This window comes from Methylosinus sp. DMC45, from assembly GCF_056313885.1.
On the sequence record NZ_JBQUZK010000019.1, the window covers coordinates 151,589 to 173,778 of the forward strand.

At 65.2% G+C, this 22,190-nt stretch carries 28 protein-coding genes and 1 tRNA gene; 17 read left to right on the forward strand and 12 right to left on the reverse strand.

Annotated elements, in window-relative coordinates; all coding sequences use genetic code 11:
* Window positions 1-48: 48 nt before the first annotated feature.
* Window positions 49-1,140, reverse strand: coding sequence for an Mrp/NBP35 family ATP-binding protein (locus tag ACT53T_RS05300; protein WP_026191422.1), 1,092 nt, complete (start codon window positions 1,138-1,140; stop codon window positions 49-51).
* Between the two features lie 125 nt (window positions 1,141-1,265).
* A complete protein-coding gene (locus ACT53T_RS05305) occupies window positions 1,266-1,577 on the reverse strand; it encodes a hypothetical protein (RefSeq protein ID WP_018266201.1) in 312 nt (103 codons plus the stop codon).
* Between the two features lie 141 nt (window positions 1,578-1,718).
* Here ACT53T_RS05305 and ACT53T_RS05310 point away from each other — a divergent pair, with 141 nt between their 5' ends.
* The 3 genes from ACT53T_RS05310 to ACT53T_RS05320 all read left to right on the forward strand — a co-directional run bounded on the left by ACT53T_RS05310 (window position 1,719) and on the right by ACT53T_RS05320 (window position 3,876).
* Window positions 1,719-2,168 (forward strand): hypothetical protein, encoded by a 450-nt coding sequence (locus tag ACT53T_RS05310; RefSeq protein ID WP_476160420.1) that lies wholly within the window; start codon window positions 1,719-1,721, stop codon window positions 2,166-2,168.
* A 164-nt stretch (window positions 2,169-2,332) separates the two neighbouring features.
* Window positions 2,333-3,559, forward strand: a complete 1,227-nt coding sequence (locus tag ACT53T_RS05315) for an AAA family ATPase (RefSeq protein WP_476160534.1) — start codon at window positions 2,333-2,335, stop codon at window positions 3,557-3,559.
* Window positions 3,556-3,876 carry a hypothetical protein gene (locus ACT53T_RS05320; RefSeq protein WP_476160421.1) on the forward strand — a complete coding sequence of 107 codons (321 nt, stop codon included), beginning with the start codon at window positions 3,556-3,558 and terminating at the stop codon, window positions 3,874-3,876. Before ACT53T_RS05315 ends, ACT53T_RS05320 begins: the two co-directional genes overlap by 4 nt.
* A gap of 61 nt (window positions 3,877-3,937) precedes the next feature.
* Here ACT53T_RS05320 and ACT53T_RS05325 read toward each other — a convergent pair whose 3' ends face one another.
* On the reverse strand, window positions 3,938-4,774 hold the full coding sequence (locus ACT53T_RS05325) for a hypothetical protein (protein WP_476160422.1): 837 nt from the start codon (window positions 4,772-4,774) through the stop codon (window positions 3,938-3,940).
* A 126-nt stretch (window positions 4,775-4,900) separates the two neighbouring features.
* Between ACT53T_RS05325 and ACT53T_RS05330 the strand changes: the two genes are divergently transcribed.
* The 7 genes from ACT53T_RS05330 to ACT53T_RS05360 all read left to right on the forward strand — a co-directional run bounded on the left by ACT53T_RS05330 (window position 4,901) and on the right by ACT53T_RS05360 (window position 9,478).
* The gene (locus ACT53T_RS05330; protein WP_476160423.1) at window positions 4,901-5,479 is read left to right on the forward strand and encodes a terminase TerL endonuclease subunit; all 579 of its coding nucleotides are present in this window, start codon (window positions 4,901-4,903) and stop codon (window positions 5,477-5,479) included.
* Entirely contained in the window at window positions 5,470-5,778 is a 309-nt protein-coding gene (locus ACT53T_RS05335) for an HNH endonuclease (protein WP_476160424.1), read from the forward strand. The genes ACT53T_RS05330 and ACT53T_RS05335 overlap by 10 nt, the downstream gene beginning before the upstream one ends.
* Window positions 5,779-7,032, forward strand: coding sequence for a phage major capsid protein (locus ACT53T_RS05340; RefSeq protein WP_476160425.1), 1,254 nt, complete (start codon window positions 5,779-5,781; stop codon window positions 7,030-7,032).
* Entirely contained in the window at window positions 7,033-7,560 is a 528-nt protein-coding gene (locus ACT53T_RS05345; RefSeq protein WP_476160426.1) for an HK97 family phage prohead protease, read from the forward strand.
* A complete protein-coding gene (locus ACT53T_RS05350) occupies window positions 7,557-7,883 on the forward strand; it encodes a hypothetical protein (RefSeq protein ID WP_476160427.1) in 327 nt (108 codons plus the stop codon). The genes ACT53T_RS05345 and ACT53T_RS05350 overlap by 4 nt, the downstream gene beginning before the upstream one ends.
* Entirely contained in the window at window positions 7,884-8,423 is a 540-nt protein-coding gene (locus ACT53T_RS05355) for a hypothetical protein (RefSeq protein WP_476160428.1), read from the forward strand.
* A gap of 68 nt (window positions 8,424-8,491) precedes the next feature.
* Window positions 8,492-9,478, forward strand: coding sequence for a phage portal protein (locus tag ACT53T_RS05360; RefSeq protein WP_476160429.1), 987 nt, complete (start codon window positions 8,492-8,494; stop codon window positions 9,476-9,478).
* A gap of 29 nt (window positions 9,479-9,507) precedes the next feature.
* Here the strand turns inward: ACT53T_RS05360 and ACT53T_RS05365 are convergent, their stop codons facing one another.
* Window positions 9,508-9,783: a hypothetical protein gene (locus ACT53T_RS05365; protein WP_476160430.1), complete on the reverse strand. Its 276-nt coding sequence runs from the start codon at window positions 9,781-9,783 to the stop codon at window positions 9,508-9,510.
* A 122-nt stretch (window positions 9,784-9,905) separates the two neighbouring features.
* Here ACT53T_RS05365 and ACT53T_RS05370 point away from each other — a divergent pair, with 122 nt between their 5' ends.
* Genes ACT53T_RS05370 through ACT53T_RS05380 form a run of 3 tightly spaced genes read left to right on the forward strand, consistent with a single transcriptional unit; the run spans window position 9,906 to window position 11,928 of the window.
* Entirely contained in the window at window positions 9,906-10,643 is a 738-nt protein-coding gene (locus tag ACT53T_RS05370; RefSeq protein WP_476160431.1) for a hypothetical protein, read from the forward strand.
* Window positions 10,640-10,882 (forward strand): helix-turn-helix transcriptional regulator, encoded by a 243-nt coding sequence (locus tag ACT53T_RS05375; protein WP_476160432.1) that lies wholly within the window; start codon window positions 10,640-10,642, stop codon window positions 10,880-10,882. The genes ACT53T_RS05370 and ACT53T_RS05375 overlap by 4 nt, the downstream gene beginning before the upstream one ends.
* Window positions 10,883-10,884: 2 nt before the next feature.
* Window positions 10,885-11,928: a tyrosine-type recombinase/integrase gene (locus tag ACT53T_RS05380; RefSeq protein ID WP_476160433.1), complete on the forward strand. Its 1,044-nt coding sequence runs from the start codon at window positions 10,885-10,887 to the stop codon at window positions 11,926-11,928.
* 80 nt (window positions 11,929-12,008) lie between these two features.
* Here ACT53T_RS05380 and ACT53T_RS05385 read toward each other — a convergent pair.
* Window positions 12,009-12,086: transfer RNA gene (locus ACT53T_RS05385), tRNA-Pro, on the reverse strand.
* A 67-nt stretch (window positions 12,087-12,153) separates the two neighbouring features.
* Window positions 12,154-12,753: a MerR family transcriptional regulator gene (locus ACT53T_RS05390; RefSeq protein ID WP_476160434.1), complete on the reverse strand. Its 600-nt coding sequence runs from the start codon at window positions 12,751-12,753 to the stop codon at window positions 12,154-12,156.
* A 178-nt stretch (window positions 12,754-12,931) separates the two neighbouring features.
* Here ACT53T_RS05390 and ACT53T_RS05395 point away from each other — a divergent pair, with 178 nt between their 5' ends.
* Window positions 12,932-14,032, forward strand: coding sequence for a COX15/CtaA family protein (locus ACT53T_RS05395; protein WP_476160435.1), 1,101 nt, complete (start codon window positions 12,932-12,934; stop codon window positions 14,030-14,032).
* A gap of 53 nt (window positions 14,033-14,085) precedes the next feature.
* Here the strand turns inward: ACT53T_RS05395 and argC are convergent, their stop codons facing one another.
* The 4 genes from argC to ACT53T_RS05415 form a co-directional block, all read right to left on the reverse strand.
* Window positions 14,086-15,000: an N-acetyl-gamma-glutamyl-phosphate reductase gene (argC, locus tag ACT53T_RS05400; protein ID WP_476160436.1), complete on the reverse strand. Its 915-nt coding sequence runs from the start codon at window positions 14,998-15,000 to the stop codon at window positions 14,086-14,088.
* Between the two features lie 85 nt (window positions 15,001-15,085).
* Window positions 15,086-15,568, reverse strand: coding sequence for a 30S ribosomal protein S9 (gene rpsI, locus ACT53T_RS05405; RefSeq protein ID WP_400769089.1), 483 nt, complete (start codon window positions 15,566-15,568; stop codon window positions 15,086-15,088).
* 2 nt (window positions 15,569-15,570) lie between these two features.
* Window positions 15,571-16,059: a 50S ribosomal protein L13 gene (gene rplM, locus ACT53T_RS05410; protein ID WP_400769091.1), complete on the reverse strand. Its 489-nt coding sequence runs from the start codon at window positions 16,057-16,059 to the stop codon at window positions 15,571-15,573.
* Between the two features lie 159 nt (window positions 16,060-16,218).
* The gene (locus ACT53T_RS05415) at window positions 16,219-17,430 is read right to left on the reverse strand and encodes a cupin domain-containing protein (protein WP_018266209.1); all 1,212 of its coding nucleotides are present in this window, start codon (window positions 17,428-17,430) and stop codon (window positions 16,219-16,221) included.
* Between the two features lie 216 nt (window positions 17,431-17,646).
* Here ACT53T_RS05415 and ACT53T_RS05420 point away from each other — a divergent pair, with 216 nt between their 5' ends.
* Window positions 17,647-18,258 carry a transglutaminase-like cysteine peptidase gene (locus tag ACT53T_RS05420; RefSeq protein WP_476160437.1) on the forward strand — a complete coding sequence of 204 codons (612 nt, stop codon included), beginning with the start codon at window positions 17,647-17,649 and terminating at the stop codon, window positions 18,256-18,258.
* A gap of 195 nt (window positions 18,259-18,453) precedes the next feature.
* Here the strand turns inward: ACT53T_RS05420 and ACT53T_RS05425 are convergent, their stop codons facing one another.
* Window positions 18,454-19,038: a Uma2 family endonuclease gene (locus ACT53T_RS05425; RefSeq protein WP_476160438.1), complete on the reverse strand. Its 585-nt coding sequence runs from the start codon at window positions 19,036-19,038 to the stop codon at window positions 18,454-18,456.
* Between the two features lie 72 nt (window positions 19,039-19,110).
* On the opposite strand from ACT53T_RS05425, the gene ruvB reads away from it, so the two are divergent.
* Entirely contained in the window at window positions 19,111-20,154 is a 1,044-nt protein-coding gene (gene ruvB / locus ACT53T_RS05430; RefSeq protein ID WP_476160439.1) for a Holliday junction branch migration DNA helicase RuvB, read from the forward strand.
* Window positions 20,155-20,305: 151 nt separating this feature from the next.
* On the opposite strand, the gene ACT53T_RS05435 is transcribed toward ruvB, so the two are convergent.
* Window positions 20,306-20,983 (reverse strand): hypothetical protein, encoded by a 678-nt coding sequence (locus tag ACT53T_RS05435; RefSeq protein WP_476160440.1) that lies wholly within the window; start codon window positions 20,981-20,983, stop codon window positions 20,306-20,308.
* Between the two features lie 231 nt (window positions 20,984-21,214).
* Here ACT53T_RS05435 and ACT53T_RS05440 point away from each other — a divergent pair, with 231 nt between their 5' ends.
* Entirely contained in the window at window positions 21,215-22,171 is a 957-nt protein-coding gene (locus ACT53T_RS05440; protein WP_476160441.1) for a trypsin-like serine protease, read from the forward strand.
* Window positions 22,172-22,190 lie beyond the last annotated feature (19 nt).

The following is a 22,190-nucleotide window of genomic DNA, read 5'->3' on the forward strand; positions in this document are numbered from 1 at the left end:
CAAAAGGCCGCGGCCCGCCAGACGGCGGCCGCGGCCTTTTCGCATGTCTCAGCCGATGACGATCTTCGGCGGGGCGCGGAGCGACTGCGTCTCCAGCAGAGTCTTCACCTTGGCGGCGAGCTCCTTGTAGATCGCCGCATGCGGGCCTTCCGGCGCGGAGGCGACGACCGGCGTGCCGGCGTCCGAGGTCTGGCGAATGGCGAGATCGAGCGGCACCTCGCCGAGGAAGGGCACGCCCAGCGCCTCCGCGTCCTTCCGCGCGCCGCCATGGGAGAAGATGTCGGTACGGCCGCCGCAATGCGGGCAGAGGAAATAGCTCATATTCTCGATAATGCCGAGAATGGGCGTCGAGACCTTCTGGAACATCGCCACGCCGCGGCGCGCGTCGATCAGCGCCAGATCCTGCGGCGTCGACACGACGACCGCGCCGGCGAGCGGAACCTGCTGCGCCATGGTCAGCTGCGCGTCGCCCGTGCCGGGCGGCATGTCGACGACGAGCGCGTCCAGCTCGCCCCAGGCGACCTCGCCCAGCATCTGCCCCAGCGCCTGCGCCACCATCGGGCCGCGCCAGACCATGGGCACGTCCTCCTCGACCAGAAAGCCGATGGACATGATCTTGAGCCCATAGGCCTCGAGCGGGATCATCTTATTGCCGACGACCTCCGGCTGGCCCTTGAGGCCGAACAGCCGCGGAGCCGAAGGGCCGTAGATATCGGCGTCCAGCAGGCCGACGCGCCAGCCTTGCGCCGCGAGGCCGAGCGCCAGATTGGCGGAGGTTGTCGATTTCCCGACGCCGCCTTTGCCCGAGGAAACCGCGACGATATATTTGATCTTCTCGATCGCGGCGATGGTCTTGCGCTGCGGCGCCTGTCCCGGCGGCGGCGCGGCGGGCGCCGGCGCCCGCTCGGCGGTCAGCGTCACGATCGCCGACTCTATCCCCGGCACTGTCTTCACGGCGCCCTCGACGGCGACGCGCAGAACCTCGAGCTCCTTGGCCCGCGCCGGATCGCCGGTGAGCGAGACGAAGGCCTTGGCCCCCGACACATTGACTCCGCTGACGAGGCCGGCCGCGACAATCGATTTGCCGCCCGGCCCGGCGACGCTCTCCAGCGCTTTCAAGACTGATGCTTCATCGGCCACTGTCTTCGCCTTTCGCACGAACCCGCATCCGACGCCCTCACGAGGAGGGCGTCTTTTGGAAGCGTTCTACGCAATCGGTATGCCGATATTCGGCCGATGCGTCTACGGGTCCGCGCGCTGGCGCGTCACGCCCGCTGCTTCTGAACGAGAGCGTTGCGGATGAGGCCGACGATGGCGGTGACGATCGCGCCCGACACGCCGCCGCCGACGAGCTGGCCGGCGAAGACGGCGATATCGAATCCGCCATTGCCCGCCGCCCCGGCGAGCGCCGGAATGAGCGAGGTGAGGATGGAGCCGCCGCCCGCGCCGCCGAGCGCGCCGATGATGGCGTTGGCGATGGGGCCGAGATCGAGATTCTTATTGGCCTTGGCGACGCCGGAGCCGCCGGCCGCGCCGGCAAAGAGCTGGATGATGAGATTGATGAGCGTCTCGGACATGGGCTGCGCCTTTCGCTGACGGTTGACGACCGTAACGAACTTGCGCGTGGCGACGAATTATCAACCCTGCCGAGCCCGAGAGCGACGCATCGCCCGCGCCGCGGGCGCGGACCATGCTGTGACGGAACATCGAAAGAAGAATTGGTCGGAGTGGCGGGGCGGCAAGCCGCGCCAGATTTCAACGGTTTAGCCGGTCAAACCGGCCAATCTCCCTCTATTGAATTAAAAGGGGTTTCCGGGCCTTCGTCAAACTGTGATAGCGGCCTTCCCCAAAATGAAACCGCCGCTCCGGCTGGTCCCCGGAACGGCGGCAAAACTCATGTGGAAGTTGCTGAACTTCACGTCGAAAAATACTCTGCTGCGCCTGCGAACGCAACCGCAAATTCGGTCGCGGCATGGCTGCGGCGCGACCTGATCGCCGAGTGCGGCGACCTGATCTCTTCGCTTGGCGTCTCGCTCGCCGAGGCTGCGTATCGCGGTTCCGATGCGACCTGCGAGGCGACGCTGCGGCAGATTATCGCGACCACGCGCACGGCCTGCCAGACCTTCCGCGAACTCGCGCCCGCGACGACCGAAGGGGGCGCGCGATGAGCTACCCCGCTGATTTTCAGACATGGCCGGAGGACCGGCGCAACGCCTATTTCGCTGTCGAAATGCGGAATTACAACGAACGCAAGGCGGCCGAGCGCCGAGGGGTGCCCGGCTCTATCCCGCGAAAGCGCCCGACGCTGACGAGCGGCGCGAAGCTGCTGGATATGCAGTTCGAGCCGGTTCGCTACGTCGTCCCCGCCTACGTCGCCGAGGGCGCCACGATCCTCGCCGGCCGTCCGAAGCTCGGCAAGAGCTGGCTGGCGCTCGAAATGGCGATAGCCGTTGCGAGCGGCGGGACGTGCCTCGGCGGCGTCCAGTGCGAACAGGGCGACGTCCTATATCTCGCGCTCGAGGACAATCTGCGCCGCCTGCAAAGCCGCATGGATCGGCTCATGCCGGCCGGCGCGCGCGGCCCGGCGAGCCTCGACTTTGCGACCGAATGGGCTCGGGCGAACGATGGCGGCCTCGAGGATCTTCGCCAATGGCTCGTCGGGCACAACAACGCCCGGCTGGTCGTTGTGGACGTGCTCGCCATGTTCCGCCCGGCGCGCGGCGGCAAGGAACAGCTCTACGATTCCGATTACGGGGCCGTGAAGGCGCTCCAGGCACTCGCCATGGAGTTCGGTGTGGCGATCGTCATCGTCCACCATACCCGTAAGGGCGGCTCGGATGGCGACGCCTTCGAGAAAGTGTCGGGCACGCTCGGCCTGTCCGGGGCGGCCGATACGACGCTGATCCTGGACAGGGACGGCAACGGCGCGACGCTCTACGGGCGCGGGCGCGATATCCCCGAAATCGAGACGGCGGTCTCCTTCGATCGCGACGCCTGCAAATGGTCGATATTGGGGCAGGCGGCCGAGGTTCGTAAGACGGATGAGCGCAAAGCCATCCTCGACGTGCTCAAGGACTCTGACGAGCCGATGAGCGTCAAGGACATCATGCTCGCCACCGAGGCGGCGAACCGCAACGCCGTCGACCTCCTCCTCTTCAAGATGGCGAAGGCCGGCGACATCGATCGGGCCGGACGGGGCCTCTACATCTTTCCCGGAAAGATCGCGGAAAGAAACAGGGAAAGAAACGACGCCCCCAAATCCGGGGCCGTTGGCGGGCCCGAGCCGAATCTTTCCGCCAATCTTTCCGCCCCCGGAAAGATCGGAAAGAAGGGAAAGAAACTCGACGAAGGCAAGGCGTTACAGCCGGTTAGCGATCCTGCCAATCTTTCCGCCAATCTTTCCGAGCCGGACAGGGAAAGAAACCCGGAAAGAAAGATAGAGGCCACGGCGGCGGCCGGCTTCGCCAATCTTTCCGATCTTTCCCATCTTTCCGTCCCTGGCGATCTCGACGGAAAGAAAGATCGGGACGACGGCCTCGGGTGGGAGGTCGAAATATGAGCGCCGCCCGCAAGCTCCTCGAGCATGTCGAGGGCCTGGGAGGCCGGGTCTACCTCGACGGCGGGAAGGTGAAGCTCGCCGCGCCTGCGCCGCTTCCCGAAAGCGTCGTCGTCGACCTGCGCCGCCATCGCGAAGAGATAGAGGCCGAACTGCGACGGGCCGAGGTAGAGCGCCGGCTCGACGCCATGGCACGGATGAACTCCGCTCGGCGCGAGTGGTGGCGCGAGCCGGTCGAGGGCCGGCGCGAGGGCGTGCTGACGATCCGCAGCGTTGTGACCGGCGAGGAAGTCGTCGTCAGCCTGTGGGGGCGCGCATGACGGCCGATCTGGTGCCAATGGCGGCGATCTCAATCGGGGGCGCGAACCGGCTTGGGACTTTTCAACAATCTCTCTCGGGGGCAATCCGATGACGCCGGCCGAGTCCGCCTGCCGCTTTATCGAGTCCTTGCGCGTCCCGGAAGGGGCTCTCGCCGGGCAAAAGATCAAGCTCGCCGATTTCCAGCGTGAGTTCATCGCGGGGGCCTTGGCGCCCGGCATTTCGATTGCCGCATTGAGCGTCGGACGCGGGGCCGGAAAGACCACTTTGGGTTCTAGCCTGTGCTTGGCAGCGCTGATCGGAAAGATCGATCCGCAGCCCCGCCGCGAAATCGTCATAGGCGCGAAGACGCGAGACCAGGGCGCTATCGCCTGGCGCCTGATCGAGGGCCTGGCGTCGTCGCTTCCTGTGAAGACCAGAAAGCTCCTCACCTTCGTTCGCGCCCCCCGACTGCAAATCCGCTATGAGGGCGACGGCGGCGGCCACGTCCTCAACGTGCTGGCGAGCGACGCCCGCAACGCCTTGGGCCTCTCCCCCGTGTTCGCCCTGCTCGACGAGCGCGGCCATTGGCTCGACGAGCGAGGCGATGCGCTCGAGGCCGCAGTCACGTCGGCGGCGGGCAAGCGGGCGGGGCGCGTGCTGGTCATAAGCACTTCCGCCGCGACGGACAGCCACGCCTTCAGCAAATTGCTCGACGAGCCGGGCGAGGGCGTCTTCGTCCGCGAGTATCGGGCGCCCGACGATCTCGCGCCCGACGATCTGGACGCTATCAGGGCGGCGAATCCCGGCGCTGTGGAGGGTATCGGAAGCTCGGAAGAATGGCTCCAAGCTGCGGCCCGGCGAGCGCTTGCTCGAGGCGGGAGCGCGCTCTCGTCGTTTCGCTTGTATCACTTGAATCAAAGGGTCTCACATGAATCGCGCGCCGTCCTGATATCCGTTGATCGCTGGATGGCGTGCGAAGTCGACGAGCTTCCGCCGCGACAAGGGCCTCTCACATGTGGAATCGATCTCGGCGGATCGTCGTCTATGAGCGCGTGGGCGAATTTCTGGCATGAGACCGGCCGGCTCGAAGTCTATGGCGCTTTCCCGACTTCGCCGAATTTATTGGATCGCGGACGCAGCGACGGCGTGGGCGATCGATATCAGCAAATGTTCGATGTCGGCTCTTTGCTCATGCTCGGACAGCAAGTCGTCGACGTTCCTGCATTCGTCTCTGCGATGGTTGCGAGGCTCGGCGGATATCCGATCAACTCGCTTTGCTGCGATCGTTTCCGACAGAGCGAATTTCTCGAAGCGCTCACCAAAACAGGATTGTCGATCGTTCCGACATGGCGCGGACAGGGATGGAAGGAATCGGCCGAGGATGTGGAACGGTTTCGTCAGTTCGCATTCGAGCGTCGCATAAAATCTGAGCGGAGCTTGCTGTTGCGCAGCGCGCTCGGCGATTGCGTCACGCTGGTAGACCCGACCGGCGCCGCGAAGATCGCCAAGGGACGTTCTACGGCTCGCGTAGACGCTGCGACTGCGACCGTGATGGCAGTAGGTGAAGGATCGCGCATTGCCGGGCGCGTGCGAAAAGCCGCGAGGCCAGCGCTATGGGTATAGCAGGCCGCAGCATCTATTCGAGCGAACGCTGGACGCGTGCGCGCTTTCTCGCGAAGCGTCGCGACGGCTTCAAGTGCGTCGAGTGCGGTTCACGCAACAAGCTCGAGGTTCATCACGTCAAGCGTGTGCGCGATCGGCCGGACCTCGCATTCGATCTCGCCAATCTGAAAACATTGTGTCGCGACTGCCATGCAATCGAGACCGAGAAAGAATTGGGGCGCGCCCCGAACCAAGCGCAGAGCGCATGGAAAGCAGCCGTTGCTGAATTGGCGCGGCCTCATAGAGAAGGAAATATGTGAATGCTCGAATCTGTAAAGCTATCTCGACGACAGAGTGAAATCCGAAGCGCTCTGTCTGCTCTGGTCGGCAAGTCCGATGCGACTGCGGACGAACTGCGCAGCGTTGAGACGCTCGACGCTGAATATCGCGCAAACGAAATCAAATACCGTGGCGCTTTGATCGCTGAGGATACCGAGCGCCGCGAAGCGAAAGACGATCTCGAAACGCGCGGCTCGAACGAGTGGAACGAGCTTGTCAGCAAATTCGAAATGCGACAGGTCGCGCTCCACCTCGACGAAGGCCGCGTGCTGAACGGTCCGACGAATGAAATCGTCCAAGAGCTGCGAAGCAAGGGCGGCTATCGCGGCGTTCCGATTCCTTGGGCGGCGCTCGAACAGCGCGCCGGCGAGACCATCGCGAGCGGCGTCGTCGCGCCGAACGTGAAAGCGCCGATCATCGATCGTATCTTCGCTGCGTCGGCGGCCTCGCGCATGGGCGCTCAGTTCATTTCGATCGATCACGGCGAGGTCGACCATCCCGTGACGACGAGCGCCGTCTCCGCCGCGTGGGCGTCGAGCGAGACGGGAAGCGTCGGCGGCCCGACCGCTTACGCCACCACTGACAAGCCGTTGACGCCCGCCAATACGCTCGGCCTGCAAATGAAGATCACGCGCAAGGCGATGAAGCAGGTGGGCGACGCCCTGGAAGCCGCGGTGAGGCGCGATATGGCCGGCGCGCTCGGCGAGGCGATGGACAAGGCCGTTTTCCTCGGCGCGGGATCGGGCGGCGAGCCGGCGGGTGTGATGGTCGGCAGCTACAGCATCACGTCGACGAGCATCGCGGCTGCGGCTTCGTGGGCGGCGTTCCGCGGCGCGGTGAAGCGCTTCATGGTCGCAAACTCGGCGACCTCTCCCGGCGACGTGCGGCTGCTCATTCGCCCGGAAGTGTGGGACACGATGGACGGCTCGCTGATTACCTCCACGGCCGTCAGCGAGTGGGACCGCCTCATCAAAAATATTCCGATCTCCAATGTCGTCGCATCGTCGAATGCGCTCGCTGCGCCGACCGGCTCGCCCGCGGCGTCAAAAGCGCTTCTCACCACCAACGTCGGCGGCGTCCCGCCTATCTTCGTCGGCGCGTGGGGAGCAATTGATCTGATCCGCGACCCGTATTCCGACGCAGCGTCCGGCGGCCTGCGTCTCACGGCGCTGGCGACTCTCGACGTGACGGTTTCGCGTCCTGCGCAGTTGCAAATCTTGACGGGAATCCAATAAATGGAACGGCGCGCGCTTCAAATTGAAATCAGGGCGGCGCGGGATAATCCGCGTCGTCTTGAAGGATACGCCGCGACGTTCGGCACAGAGGCGCGCGTCGCTGATTTCGTCGAGACGATACGCGCCGGCGCCTTCTCGGCGACGCTGGCGAGCGGCGCTGACGTGCTGGCGCTGGTGGATCATGACCAGACGCGCGTTCTCGGCCGGACGCGGAGTGGAACGCTGCGCTTGGCGGAAGATACTCGCGGCCTCGCGTTCTCGATCGATCTCCCCGACACGCAAGCCGCGCGCGATGTTCTGGCGCTCGCCGAGCGTGCCGATCTCGGCGGAATGAGTTTCGGCTTCCGCGCGACCGGCGAGCAATGGAGCGGGAAGCGTCGCGAGCTGCGCGCCGTGGAGCTGCGCGAAATCAGTGTCGTCTCGGCATGGCCGGCTTACACGAACACGACCGTTGAAGCGCGTGCGCGTGCACATATGGCAACGCACGAAACAGCCTTGCGCCATGCGCTGGCGCGATGGAGGGCTTGAAGATGGCGACTGCAAAAATCTGGCACTATGCCGGACACCTCGGCGACGAGGGGAACATTCACACCTCATTTGCGAAAGAGCCTTATGTCTCGCGCCAACAGGTGACGACGAGCGCGTCCGCTGCGTCGTCGACAGCATCGCCCGCCGGAACAAATCTCGCACGCATCGAAGTCACCACGGCGACGAGATATCGCGTCATTCCCGCGGGCGGCAGCGGCTCCGCAGATGCAAATGATCCGGCGCTATTCGTCGATTCGCCTGCATGCTTCAACTGGATTCACCTTCCGCCCGGCGCGACGATCTCTCTCATTGAGGCGGCATAAATGGCGACGACAATTCGACAGGTGGAGGCCGAGCCGGCTTCCTATCCCGCCGCGCCGAGCGGCCTTTCCAGCGCTGCGGCGGCCCTGGACCGCGCCATGATCTGGCAGCGGCTCGAAGCCTACACGGCCTATCGCTACGCCGCCCGCGCCGTAGTCTGGACGGCAGAGGGGCCGGGCTGTTGGTTTCCTCCCCTGGCGCCGGCGGCGATCGCAACCGTCGAGCGATGGGAGGCGGGCGCATGGGTTGAAGATGCGACGCTCTGCGCTTCGCCGATGGGCGGCTATGTGCTGCACGCGGCGATCTATCGTTTCACCGGGACGGTCGGGCCGGCGACGCCAGCGGCTCCCGCGCTCGTCCTGGAGGCCTTCCGCAGGCTCGCCGAATATCTCGCCTGCGCCGCCGTCAATTCAAATCCTGGAATGCGCCAATCCGCGACAGAAGGGCTTGGCAGTCACATCTTCGACCCGACGGCAATTGCTCGCGCATTGGAGCGCAGCGGCGCCGGCGATCTTCTCCGCAGCTATCGGAGGGCGGCTTGATGGCGTGGCGATGGCCTTGGACGAAGACAGAGAAGCGCAGCGCGGCGAGCGGCTTCACGGCCGAGATAATGGCCGCGCGCGAGTCCTATATCTCGGGCCGCTCGGGCCTCGCCGAGCTGACCGCAACAGCGCAGAGCTGTGTCTCACTATGGGAGAACGGATTCAGTCTCGCCGATGTGACCGGCGCGCCACTGATCGATCGCCGCGCGCTCGCGCTGATAGGGCGATCTCTCGCCTTGCGCGGCGAGGCCGTGTTTTTGATCCGAGACCGGCTCGTCGCCTGCGCCGACTGGGATCTGCGCACGCGCGGCGGCGTTCCTACGGCCTATCGTCTCAGTGTGTCCGAAGCCGGCGGCGGCACCACGCAAACGGCGCTCGCCGATGAAGTGCTGCATTTTCGCGTCGGAGCCGACGTGGCGACGCCATGGCTGGGCTCGGCGCCGCTCCGGCGCTCGGCCCTGACGGCGGGGCTCTTGAACAGCCTCGAGACGGCGCTTGCCGAGGTCTATGAGAACGCCCCGCTCGGAAGCCAAATAGTTCCTTTTCCTGAAAGCAGCGAAACGGACATGGAAACGCTCGGCCGGGGCTTCCGGGGCCGGCGAGGCAAGGTGCTGCTACGTGAGTCTGTGAACGTCCAGGCGGCCGGCGGGCCGGCTCCGGCGGCGGATTGGAAGCCGCAGGACGTTACGCCCGACCTCTCCCGCGCGATGACTGGTGAGACGCTTGCGGCGGCCCGAGAGGCTATCTGCGGCGCATTCGGCGTGCTGCCGGGCCTTCTCTACCACCAGACGACCGGGCCGATGGTGCGCGAATCTCAACGGCATTTGGCGGCCTGGACGCTACAGCCGATCGCCGAGCTCGTCGCCGAAGAGGCGAGCGCCAAGCTCGGCGGCGAGGTCAAGCTGGACGTGCTGCGGCCGACTCAGGCGTTCGATTCGGGCGGCGCGGCGCGGGCGCTCTCAACACTGATCTCGGCGATGGCCGACGCGAAGGCCGCGGGCCTGCCGCCCGAGGCATTGGCGGCGGCCTACAAGCGCCTGGATTGGGAAAGCTAAGCGCGTGCCCTCTCCCGCGTGGGAGAGGGCTAGTCCTCTTTGAGAATGGCTTTAATGAAGTGGGCGGAGGATACATTTATTATTTCAGAAGGGATTTTATTAGGCCCACTACCTACATAAAATTTGCTATCCTCGTCAATTATTACAGCAGCCGTCTTTATAAGTGGGTGTTCATATTTTTCTACAGTAATCCAATAGCGCTCGTGTCCCTCTCCATGACCAATATATATTTCGTACGTCTTTCCAATCTCAAACATTTGTTTCTCTCCAAAATTTCTGGCCGCCGGCTTCGGACTAGCAGTCATGCCAGTCATATCCTATCACGGGCGGTCGCGCTTGAGGATGCAACACCATTCGAGCTAACCCAGAATGGCATTGACGCGCGCTCCAATTCGGAGTTTACTCGAATGGAGTGGAGCGAGGCAAGATGGCGACCCCTGGCGAACTAGTGAAGGTGATTGCCGCGACGACGGGCGAGGACGAGGCGACCGTGACGCAGCACGACCGCAATCTCGTCGTCGCGGGGCTTCGCTCAAAAAGCGGTCGCGGGCCTTCAGCGGCCAAAGTGACGCCGCGCGACGCTGCGCACATTCTGACCGCCATTCTCGGGAGTCCTCGCGTCAAGGACAGTGTCGACACCGTGCGGCGGTATATGCAGACGCAAGAGCATCGCGCTCACTGGCATCAGCATTACCCGGACGATGTTCGGGGGATAGGCTCCGCGAATGTGTGGGAGAATTATGGGATTAGGGAGTTGGCCGAACTTCCTCCCGATCACACCTTTATAGATGCTTTCACCCTTTTGCTCACTCTTGCGGCCGAGGGCCGTTTGGTTCGGGAATTGGGCGATTTCTATGCGCTCGACAGCATCAAAATATTGCTCACGTCGCCATCGACGCACGCGCGAATCTCGATGAGCTACATCCATAGCAAGGGCGACTACAAATCCGTTCAAGCGGACTATGGCTCTAACGAGTCACCGCCAGAATGGACGAAGGATAAGAGGCAACCGACCGAGGACGAAATCCGCGCGTATTCGGCGCCACAACCCCCTCGGCTGCGCCGGTCCACCGAAATGAATGCGCTTCCGATTATCTATGTCGGAGCGCTTCTTGCTGGAAAACTCGACGAATTGCCAAGGCTCGGCGAGGGATCAAAGCCATGACGAGCGCGACGCGATCGAAGCACAGCATCACGCCTCGGCTGCTCCGCCGCGAGCGCGCGGCCGTCTATCTCGACGTATCGGCCGTGACTTTCGACAAGCTCGTGAAGGATGGCGTTATCCCCGCGCCGAAGAAGCTGCATTCGTTCAAAGTGTGGGACCGCGACGAACTCGACGCCTTCGCCGATCATCTGCCGCACGACGGGACCACTGCGCCGAACGCGCCATCTGATTGGGATTGACCATGCCTCGCAAGGACTTCCCCTTCGTTCAACGCTTCATCGATCGGCATGGGCGGCTGCGATTCTATTTCCGTAAGCCGGGCTTCCCGCGCGTCTCTCTCCCTGGCCCCTACGGCGGACCAGAATTTCTCGCGGCGTATCATGAGGCGACGAATGGGAAACCGAAGGAACTCGGCGCGTCGCGGACTGTTCCCGGAACCATCAATGCGCTGATCGTCAGCTACTACCGTTCGCCGGGCTTCACGACGCTGCGGCCGACAACGGCGCGGGTCTACCGCAACATCCTCGAGCACTTCCGCGAAGAGCACGGGAACAAGAGCGTAGCAGGAATGCAGGCGCGCCATGTCCGGGCGATCGTGACGGAAAAGGCCGGCACGCCTGACGCGGCGAATCGCCTGCTCGGCATGATCTCGCTACTGATGGACCATGCCGTCGCCGAGGAACTGCGGCCTGACAATCCGACGATTGGCGTCAAACGCCTCAAGCACAAGGTCGGCGGATTCGTCACCTGGAACGAAGACGATATCTCCACCTTCCGAACGCACTGGCCTCTCGACTCGCGCGAGCGACTTGCCTTCGAGCTGGCGGTGAATACCGGGCAGCGCCGCGGCGACCTCTGCCGCATGGGCTGGCGCCATATCTCGGCCGGCGCTCTGACCGTCAAGCAGTCGAAAACCGGCGCCGTCGTCGCTATTCCGATCGTCTCGGAGCTGCGGGCCGTGCTGGACGCCCTTCCGCAAGATCGGTTGACCTTCCTCGCGACCGGGACAGGCGCGCCGTTCACGCCTGCCGGCCTCGGCAACTGGTTCCGAGAGGCCGTGCGCTCGGCCAAGCTCTCCGATGAATTGTCCCTGCACGGGCTTCGCAAGGCCGCGGCGCGGCGACTGGCCGAGGCCGGCTGCACGACCCACGAAATCGCATCGATCACCGGACACCGGACTCTCGCCGAGGTGGAGCGCTACACGCGCGCCGCCGAACAGGCGCGACTCGCCCGCGCGGCGACCGGCAAGGTCATAGCGGCGTTCGGAAAGAAGGAGGGATCGTGAACAAATCCTGTCAAACCGGACGGCAGGGTTTGACGAATTTTCTAGTAACGCACTGAATGCAAAGGGGAACAGAATGGAAATGGTCGGAGTGGCGGGATTCGAACCCACGACCCCTTGTCCCCCAGACAAGTGCGCTAACCGGGCTGCGCTACACTCCGATGGCCGCCCTTATAGAGGCCGGCGAAGCCGCTGGCAACGCATGACAGCGCAGAAGAAGCGAGGAATTCACCGCCGCGTCAGCTCCAGCATGCGGCGGCATTCGGCGAGATCGGCCAGCGCCTGCCGCAATAGCCGCTCATCCTGCGGGCGCAGGCCGGCGGCGGGCGCCTCGGAAAGGCGCACGGCGGGCAGCGTCAGCATGGGCGGCGGCTCGCGCGGCGCGAGCGCGACGAGAGAGGTGGAGGCCCTCGGCGCGTCCTCCTCATGGATTTCCGGCGCGCAAAACGAGCGTGACGGCTCCGGCCGCGCCCGCGATTCGCCATAGGAGAAGAGCGGCGCCTCGGCGGCCTGCGGCTCGGGCTCGTCGAAATCGCCGCGCTCCGGCCCGGCGCCGCCACGGGCGCTCTCGATCACCGCGCGCACGCCCTGCTCGCGCAGCAGGCGCTGCACGCCTTTGATCGTATAGCCGCGGCCGTAGAGCAAATGGCGAATCGCGGCGACCAGCTCGACATCGCGCGGCCGGTAGTAGCGCCGTCCGCCGGCGCGCTTGACCGGCTCGATCTCGGAAAAGCGCGTCTCCCAAAAGCGCAGCACATGCGGCGGAAGGTCGAGGCTTTCCGCGACCTCGCCGATCGTGCGGAAGGCGCCGTCGGTCTTGGCGGTCAAAATCTGCGCTCCGCTCCCTGCCCGCGCGACGATTCGCGCGCTTCTATTTTCCTCCCTGACGTGGCGTTTTTCAGCCGGAAAATTCTCGCCCTCGGCGTTTCGGTCCCGCGGCCCCGTGGACAAGGGCGCGCGGCTCCCCTTAATTGGCGCGCGAGAGCCTCTCACATCGAGCCGCCCCATGACCGACTGGATCCAATTTCCCGCTCCCACGCCCGCCATCGTCGCGCCGCCGAGCGAGGAGAGCGCGACCGACGTTCGCCTGTGGCTGCTCGTCATAGCGGCGCTGGTCTTCGCCATGGTGGTGGTGGGCGGCGCGACGCGGCTCACCGAATCGGGCCTCTCCATCACCGAATGGAAGCCGATAACGGGCGTTCTTCCACCACTCTCGGAGGCGCAATGGTCAGCCGCCTTCGAGGATTACAAGAAGATCCCGCAGTATCGCGAGATGTTCCCGAACATGGACCTCGCGCAGTTCAAGACGATTTTCGCCTGGGAGTGGAGCCATCGTCTGCTCGGCCGCATCATCGGCTTCGCTTTCGCCGTTCCGCTGGCCTGGTTCTGGCTGCGCGGACGGCTGCCGAAAGCTGTGAAGCCGAAGCTCATCGGAATATTGGCGCTGGGCGCGCTGCAGGGCGGGGTCGGCTGGTGGATGGTGTCCTCTGGACTCGTCAATCGCGTCGAGGTGGCGCAGGAGCGGCTCGCCATTCATCTGCTGCTCGCGGCCTTCATCTTCGCCGCATGTCTGTGGGTCGCGGGCGGGCTCGGCTATGGGACGCGCATCATTGTCGCGAGCGGGCGCCGGCGGCTCTCCTTTTTCGCAAATCTTCTGCTCTTTCTCGTGCTCGCGCAGATCGGCGCCGGCGCGCTGGTCGCCGGGCTGCGCGCCGGCTACGCCTACAATACTTGGCCGCTGATGGACGACAGCTTCGTTCCGCCCACGGACGAGCTGCTGCGGCTCTCGCCCTGGTGGAGCAATCTCGTCGATAATGTCGCGCTGGTGCAATTCGATCATCGCATGATCGCTTATGTGATTTTCGCGCTGTCGCTGTTTCATCTCATCGACGCGGCCGGCACGGCGGGCGGACGCGCGGCGCGCGGCGCCGGGCTCTTGTTCGGCCATGTGAGCGCGCAAGTCGTGCTCGGCATAACGACGCTTCTGCTCGTCGTGCCGCTGTGGGCCGGCCTCGCGCATCAGGCGCTGGCGATGGGCGTTCTGGCCGTCGCGACGCTGCATGCGCGTCGTCTGCGTGACGCCGAGTCCGTGGCAGACGACGACTGACGTCGAACATTCAAAACCGCGCCGATCGCTCGGCGCGGTCGAAAGAACTCAGCTCACGCGTCCCCCAGCATCAGCGCCAGATTCTGCACGGCCGCGCCGGACGCGCCTTTGCCGAGATTGTCGAGCCGCGCGACGAGCAGCGCATGGCGGCTCTCCTCGCGCGCGAAGACGAAGATTTCGAGATCATTGGTTCCGTTCAAGGCGAGCGGATCGAGACGGCCGGACTTGGGCGCCGGCATGACGCGCACATAAGTCGCGCCCGCATAGTGCCGCGCCAGCGCCGCCTCGAGATCGACCGCGCGGGGCCGCGCGGAGAGCGCGTCGAGCTGGAGCGGAATCGAAACCAGCATTCCCTGTCGGAAATTGCCGACCGACGGCGCGAACAGCGGCGGTGCGGCGAGCCCCGAATAGGCGGCGATCTCCGGCAAATGCTTATGCTCGAGCGAGAGGCCGTAGAGCTCGAAGGCCGGCGCCTCGCCTTTCTCATAGGCCTCGATCATCTGCTTGCCGCCGCCGGAATAGCCGGAGACGGCGTTGATCGTCAGCGCATCCTGCGCGGCGATCAGCCCCGCATCGACGAGCGGCCGCAGCAGCGCGATCGCGCCGGTGGCGTAGCAGCCGGGATTGGCGACGCGCCGCGCCTTGCGGATCGCTTCCGCCTGGCCGGGCGCGAGCTCGGGAAAACCATAGGTCCAGCCGGACACGACGCGATGCGCGGTGGAGGCGTCGAGAATGCGCGGGCCGGCGGCGCCCAATTCATCGGCGAGCGCGACTGTCTCCTTGGCCGCGGCGTCCGGCAGGCAGAGAATGGCGACATCGACGCGCGCGAGAATGTCGCGCTTGGCGGAGACCTCCTTGCGCAGCTCCGGCGCGATGGAGACGAGTTCCAGATTCGGCGCGCCCGCGAGCTTCTCGCGGATCTCGAGGCCCGTGGTGCCGCTGTCGCCGTCGATGAAGATTTTCGCCATTGGTCTTGGTTCCGATTCCCGTGAGACAAATAAAAAGGGCGGCTCGCGCCGCCCTTTGTCGCCCGTATCGCCGATCGAGAGATAATCAGCGCTTCGAGAACTGGAAGCTGCGGCGGGCTTTGCGCTTGCCGTATTTCTTACGCTCGACCACGCGCGAGTCGCGGGTCAAGAAGCCCTCGCGCTTCAGCGCGCTGCGGAGCTCGGGCTCATAATGGGTGAGCGCCTTTGCAAGACCATGACGCACGGCGCCGGCCTGGCCGGAGAGGCCGCCGCCCGCCACCGACACGACGAGGTCGTATTGGTCGACGCGATTGGCGACGCCGAGCGGCTGCTGCAGGATCATGCGCAGCACCGGACGCGCAAAATAGACGGCGACGTCGCGGCCGTTGACGGTGATCTTGCCCGTGCCGGGCTTGATCCACACGCGGGCGACGGCGTTCTTGCGCTTGCCAGTGGCGTAGGCGCGGCCGTATTTGTCGAGCTTCTGCTCATATTTCGGCGCCTCGGACGCTGCCGCGACCGTCGCCTGATTGAGCTCGGAGAGAGAGGAAAGCGTGGTCTCGGCCATGGTCAGGCGCTCTTAGCGTTCTTGCCGTTGCGGGCATTCTTGGGATTGAGGGCGGCGACGTCCAGCGGCTCGGGAGTCTGAGCGACATGCGGATGGTCCGGCCCCTTGTAGACGCGCAGATTGCCGAGCTGCTTGCGGCCGAGCGGGCCGCGCGGCAGCATACGCTGCACCGCCTTCTCGACGATACGCTCCGGGAAGCGGCCCTCGAGGATGAACTTGGCCGAGCGCTCCTTGATGCCGCCCGGGAAGCCCGTGTGATGATGGTAGACCTTCTGGTCGCGCTTGCGGCCGGTGAGGATCACCTTGTCGGCGTTCACGACGATGATGTTGTCGCCGTCATCGACATGGGGGGTGAAGGTCGCCTTGTGCTTGCCGCGCAGACGCAGCGCGATGAGGCTGGCGAGGCGGCCGACGACGAGGCCCTTGGCGTCGATCAGCACCCATTTCTTCTGCACTTCGGCGGGCTTCGCCGAATAGGTCTTGCCAAACATGGGAGAGCTATTTCCGTTCTTTTCGGGTCCGCGCCCGTGGGATCGCTGGGTGATAAGCGACCGCGCCGCCCCTGTCAAACGGAATCGGGCGCCCGTGAGCGCCCGAAAAGCCCGCATTTCCCGGCGAAAGCCCGCATAGGTATTATCATACCTGCGATCTCACGGCATGACGATAGGCTTGCCGCGCGGGAATTTGGCGATGGTCGCCTCGTCTATGTTCAAATGCTGGGCGACCATGGCCGGCGGCGTATGGGTGAGCCAGTCGGTGAGCGACACGTCGCGGAAATGCGCGGCGCGGAACACCTCGAGAAACTGCAGCTCCGTATCGCCGACATTCTGCACATAATGCCCATGGGCGCGCTTCACATAGCCGATGTCGCCGGCGTGGAAATCCTGCGTCACCGCCTTGGGTCCGGCGTCGAAAAGGGTCATGCGGCCATGGCCTTTGATCCAATATTGCCATTCGTCGCCATTGGGATGCCAATGCATCTCGCGCAGCGCGCCCGGCGCGAGCGTGACCAGCGCCGCGGCTATGGTGGAGGAGACCTTGAAATTATCGCTGTCCGCGACGCGCACCTCCCCGCCCTTGGTCTTTTTGGCGGCGGCGCTGCCCTTCAGCGAGAAAGTATAGGGATAGGGCGGCGCCCCCTCCCCTTGCGCCGACGAGGCCTGATCCGCGGCCAAGGGACCGGGGACCTCGCCTTGGAAAATATAGAGCTGATTGAGCGGGATATTGGCGAAGGTCTCGGCCGGCAGGCCGAAATTGGCGGCGAGAATCTCGGGCGGCGTATGGGCGATCCAGTCGGTCACGAGCAGAGTGTTGTATTCGGTCGCCTTGCCGTCGTCGAAGCAGAGCAGGAACTCGCAGCCGTCCGGCCCCAGCCCCTGTAGCGAATGCGGCTGGCCGGCGGGAAAATACCAAATATCCCCCTCCTTCACATCGGAGACATAGGCGCGGCCCTGATCGTCGAGCACGGTGATGCGGCAGGAGCCATAGGAGACATAGCCCCATTCGGCGGCGAGGTGCCAATGCATCTCCCTTATGCCGCCGGCGGTGAGGCGCATGTCGACGCCGGAAATCTCCTCGGCGATGGCGAAATCATATTGCGTCACCTGCCGCGCCCAGCCGCCGTTCTGCACGCGCTTGGGCGCATTGTTGAACGACGCCCAGAACATGGGCATGTCGCTGACGTCGGTGGGCGGCGGAAACTGAGCCGAAGGAAACTGCCCGCCGATCGCCTCGCTGCGCGGGCCGGGATCGGTGAGGCTGGCTTTGTTTCGCGCATTGATCGCGCCCTGCGGCGGAAGATCGGGATTACCGAAAGAGGGGGTCGGACGCGCGGCGGTCTCGCGCTTCTTTGCAGTGGCCATTTGCTTCTTTCTCCAGGGGAAAAGGGAAGGCGACCGCTTCTGTCAGATTGCGCCGACAGCGCGAGGGTCAACGGCGCGGGGAAAAACGCAGGATCGCTAAAATCCGAGCATTCGAATTGGCGAGCGGGCAAAAGGGCCGCGCGCATTCTCGGCCTCGATGGCGAGGCGCTCCGTAGCGGCGGGCTGCGGCGCTCCACGCCGGCTTCGGGGGATCGCGTGGCCTATTTTCTCATTCGCGTCTTGAGTCCGCTCGCTCTGGCGCTCATCGTCTTCAGCGCCTCGGCCGCACGCGCGGAGGTCCCGCGCGCGAGCTTCGTCGTCACCGGCGAGCCCACCTCCGTTCCCTATGGCTGGATGGATTTTTGCGGCCGCCAGCCGCAGGAATGCCAGCAGACGGCCCTGCCCGCCGCCGATCTCGACCTCTCGCGCGAGACCTGGGCGCGGCTGAACGAGATCAATCGCGCCGTGAACGCCGCGATACAGCCGCTCTCCAATCTCGAGCATTGGGGCACGATGGCCGATCATTGGGATTATCCCACCGACGGCAAGGGCGACTGCAAGATCTACGCGCTGCAGAAGCGCCGGCTGCTGATGGAAATGGGCTTTCCGCGCCAGGCGCTGCTGATGACCATCGTCCGCGACAAGAACGACCAGGGCCATGCGATTCTGACGGCGCGCACCAATCGCGGCGACTTCGTGCTGGACAATCTCGCCGACGAGGTGAAGCCATGGGACGCGACCGGCTATCGCTTCGTGAAGCGCCAGTCGCAGCAAGACCCGAATGTGTGGGTGACGATAGAGACGCGGCGGCGCATCGGCGCGCGATAGCAATCGTCATTGACCTTCTCCCACTCGTGGGAGAAGGTGGCCCTCGCGTCAGCGAGGGTCGGATGAGGGTCCGCGCAGGCGCCTCCGTTCTTCGACGTAAAGCGGCAGTCATTCCGCAGACAAGGCCGGCCCCTCATCCGACCCCACTACGTCGGGCCACCTTCTCCCGCAGGCGGGAGAAGGATCGCGCCCTACCTAAATAGAAACCACGTCCCGATAAAATTCCGCGAGCGGCACGCTCACGCCGATCGCCGGCAGATCGAGCTCCGCCTCCAGACCATCGAGGATGCGCACGCCGGCCCAGACCGCGCCTGCCCGATCGAAGGTCTCTATATGCGCCCGGTCGCGCTCGACCAGCACGTAATGACGCAGGCTCGGCAGCTTCTGATAGACGGCCCATTTCTCGAAACGGTCGCGCGCCTTGCTGCCCTCGGACATGACCTCGACGAGGACGGTCGGATCGTTCAGCGACGTCGCGCCGGGCTCGAGCGGTCGGCAATGCACGATCACATCCGGCAGCGTGGATGAATCCATAGGGGCGTCTCGCAGCCGGAAGCTCTCGGTCAATGTCCGGCACGACGAGCCATTCGCCCTCAGCCTCTCACGAATGCCGAAGGAAAGGTTCTGGATGATGTAATTATGCTCCCAGCGCGCGCCGACCATCATGCGCACGACGCGGCCGCCGATCAGCTCCCACTTTTCATTCGCGGGCTTGTCGGCGAGAAGCTCCTCGAAATCGTCGAGGGACATATGCTCATATTGCGACGAGGGGCCGCTCACGGGCTTTTCTCCGGGCGTATAGTCTAGCATAACGCGGCGGCCCGCGCATCGACGCAATCGGAGCCCGATTCTTTGACCACCCCTCCCCGCCGCCTGGTGACGCCCGAAAAGCGCGAGGACGATCCCGACGCCTCGCTGCGTCCGCTCTCGCTCGGCGATTTCACCGGCCAGGAGGCGGCGCGCAAGAATCTCAAAATCTTCATCGAGGCGGCCAAGACGCGCGGCGAGGCGCTCGATCATGTGCTTCTGGTCGGCCCGCCCGGCCTCGGCAAGACCACCATGGCGCAGATCGTCGCCCGCGAGCTGGGGGTCAATTTCCGCTCCACCTCCGGCCCGGTCATCGCCAAGGCCGGCGATCTCGCGGCGCAGCTCACCAATCTCGAGCCGCGCGACGTTCTCTTCATCGACGAGATTCACCGGCTCAATCCGGCGGTGGAGGAAATCCTCTATCCGGCCATGGAGGATTTTCAGCTCGATCTCATCATCGGCGAAGGCCCGGCGGCGCGCTCGGTGAAGATCGATCTCGCCAAATTCACCCTCGTCGGCGCGACGACGCGCGCCGGCCTGCTGACGACGCCGCTGCGCGATCGTTTCGGCATACCGATCCGGCTCAATTTCTACACGGCGGAAGAATTGGAGCTGATCGTGCGGCGCGGCGCGCGCGTGCTCGGCGTCGCCATGAGCGAGGATGGGGCGCGCGAGATCGCGCGGCGCTCGCGCGGCACGCCGCGCATCGCCGGACGCCTGCTGCGCCGCGTGCGCGATTTCGCCATTGTCGAGAATGCGGGACAGGTGACGCGCGAGCTGGCCGATCGCTCGCTGGCTCTGCTCGAGGTCGACAGCATCGGGCTCGATGTGATGGATCGCCGCTATCTCGAAATGGTGGCCGTCAATTTCGGCGGCGGCCCGGTGGGGATAGAGACGATCGCCGCCGCCCTCTCCGAGCCGCGCGACGCGATCGAGGACATCATCGAGCCCTTCCTGCTGCAGCAGGGCTTTCTGCAACGCACGCCGCGCGGCCGTCTGCTGACGCCGCACGCCTTCCGGCATCTCGGCCTCGCCGAACCGTCGCGCCCGCCGGCGCAATTCGGAATGTTCGACGAAGAGGAGGATTGAGGCGGGAGCGCCCCCTCCCCTACCCTCCCCCGCTACGCGGGAGAGGGAGCAGATTCCGCGCTTCATGGAGATTTCGCGCAACGCCTGCCGCTTCCCTCTCCCGCGTAAGCGGGGGAGGGTGAGGGAGGGGGCTCCTCCCCGAAGCTCTCATTCACTCCCGCACAGCCGCCGCGTCGAAATCCAGCAGCTCGCTCGTATAGGTCTCGCGCACTTCCGAGATCGGCTTCCCATCGCCGCCATGCACGATGGCGCGATGCTCGAACAGCGCGTGCGGCGGATCGAGGTCCGCTTTCTTCGGCCGCTCGCGCATGAGCGTCTCGCGCGTCTCGCCCTCCCAGCCGGCCGGCAGCGGCGACCAGCGCATCTCCGCCGAGAATGTGCGGCGGAACGGCCGCAGCGGCGCGATCACCTTGCCGAAAGGCGCGTCGCTCGTCTCCAGCGCGCGGTTCATCTCCGGCGTGAGGCGCGACGGCACATACCAATTATCGGCTTCCGAAAGCGTATGCGCGCCGCAGCGCAGCGCCACGCGGCGATATTTCACCGGCTCCTGCGCGCCGACGGCCAATCGCTCGCGCTGCTCGACGCTCGGCGCGGCGACGGCGCCCGGCGCGACTTGGGCGACGATCTTCGGCTCCGCGGCCATGTGATGGTCGGCGCACCATTTCTCCAGCACCAATGTCGCGCTGCGCCCGGCGAGCAGTTCCGCGTTCAGCGTCTCGATCAGCGCCAGCGCCTCGAGACGGCCGACGAAATCATCCGGCCAGGGCGCGCGCGCCCACGCCGGCGCCGCCGACAGAAAAGCGAGCCCCGCGAAAGCCGCTCGTCTCATCCTCGCTCGCATCACAGCGCTCCTCCGCCTCGTCTCGATGTGAATAGCGCAAGCGCCCGCCCCTGTCGCGCGCCGCAGACGGCGGCGATTTCGCGGCGGCCGCGGCCGCGCGTGGCGACTCTGTGACGCTTCGAAGGTATTCCGGCGAAGTCCGTGTTTTTGCTTACTGCCAAGCTTGTGAACTGCAAGGGCCTCGCATAGTCCTAATCGCGAACGAGACAAGAGGACGCGATGAAGAACGTCGAATATCGTCTTTTCGCGGCCGCCCTTTGCTTGGCGGCTGCGCCATTTGCCACCTCCACCGCGGAAGCCGGCGTCACCCAGCAGGTGAAATTCTCGGCTGCCGCGCGGCTGGAGCCGACGAAAGTACTGGTGCTCGGCTCCGAGCATCGCGCCAACGCCGAGCAATACGCCGCGCGTCAAAAGCTCGACGCCGGCGCGCTGAAGCAGTCGCACGCCGCCTCCGGCCTTATCCAATGCGGCCGCGCGCATGGCGCAGGGCAGCTGACGCTCTCCAACAATGTCATCACCACTGCGGCGCATGTCTTCTTCGACGAGCGCGGCGCCAAGCGCGCGCGCGTCTGCCAATTCGTCACCGAGGTGGATGGCAAGAAGCGTCGCATCGCCGTGGATATGTCGTCGATCGTCGCCGGCTCGGCCAAGCCCTACGCCGTCAAGGCGATCAACGACTGGGCGGTGGCGCGGCTCGCGCAGCCGCTGGACGATGTGAAGCCTTATGAGCTCGCCGATCAGCTCGCCGTCGAGCAGACGGTGGAGTTCGTCTCGCGCGGCCATTCCGATTGGCGCGACGCCGAGACAATGTCCTTCGAGGCCTGCCGCCTGCGCGCGCAGACCAATCAGCTGAAGGGCGGCGCGCGCGAGTTCGCCTTCGATTGCGGCACGGGCGACGGCGCCTCCGGCGGCGCGGTTCTGGCGGGCGAGCAGCGCGCCAAGCTCGGCGCCATTCTGGTCGGCTGGCGCAGCAATGATCCCTCGCGCATCGGGCCTTATTCGACGACGAATTACAATTTCGTCGTGTCAGTCGAAGGCGCCTTCCGCGAGGCGGTGCTCGCCGCCGCCGGCAATGGGACGCTCCCGGCCACCGCCAGCGCGACGCCCGCCGGCGAGAAGGCCGAAGCCGACAAGGCCGCGGACAGCGAGCAGCGCCGCTCCGCCGGCCGCGACTGACGAACGGCCGTCATCGCGA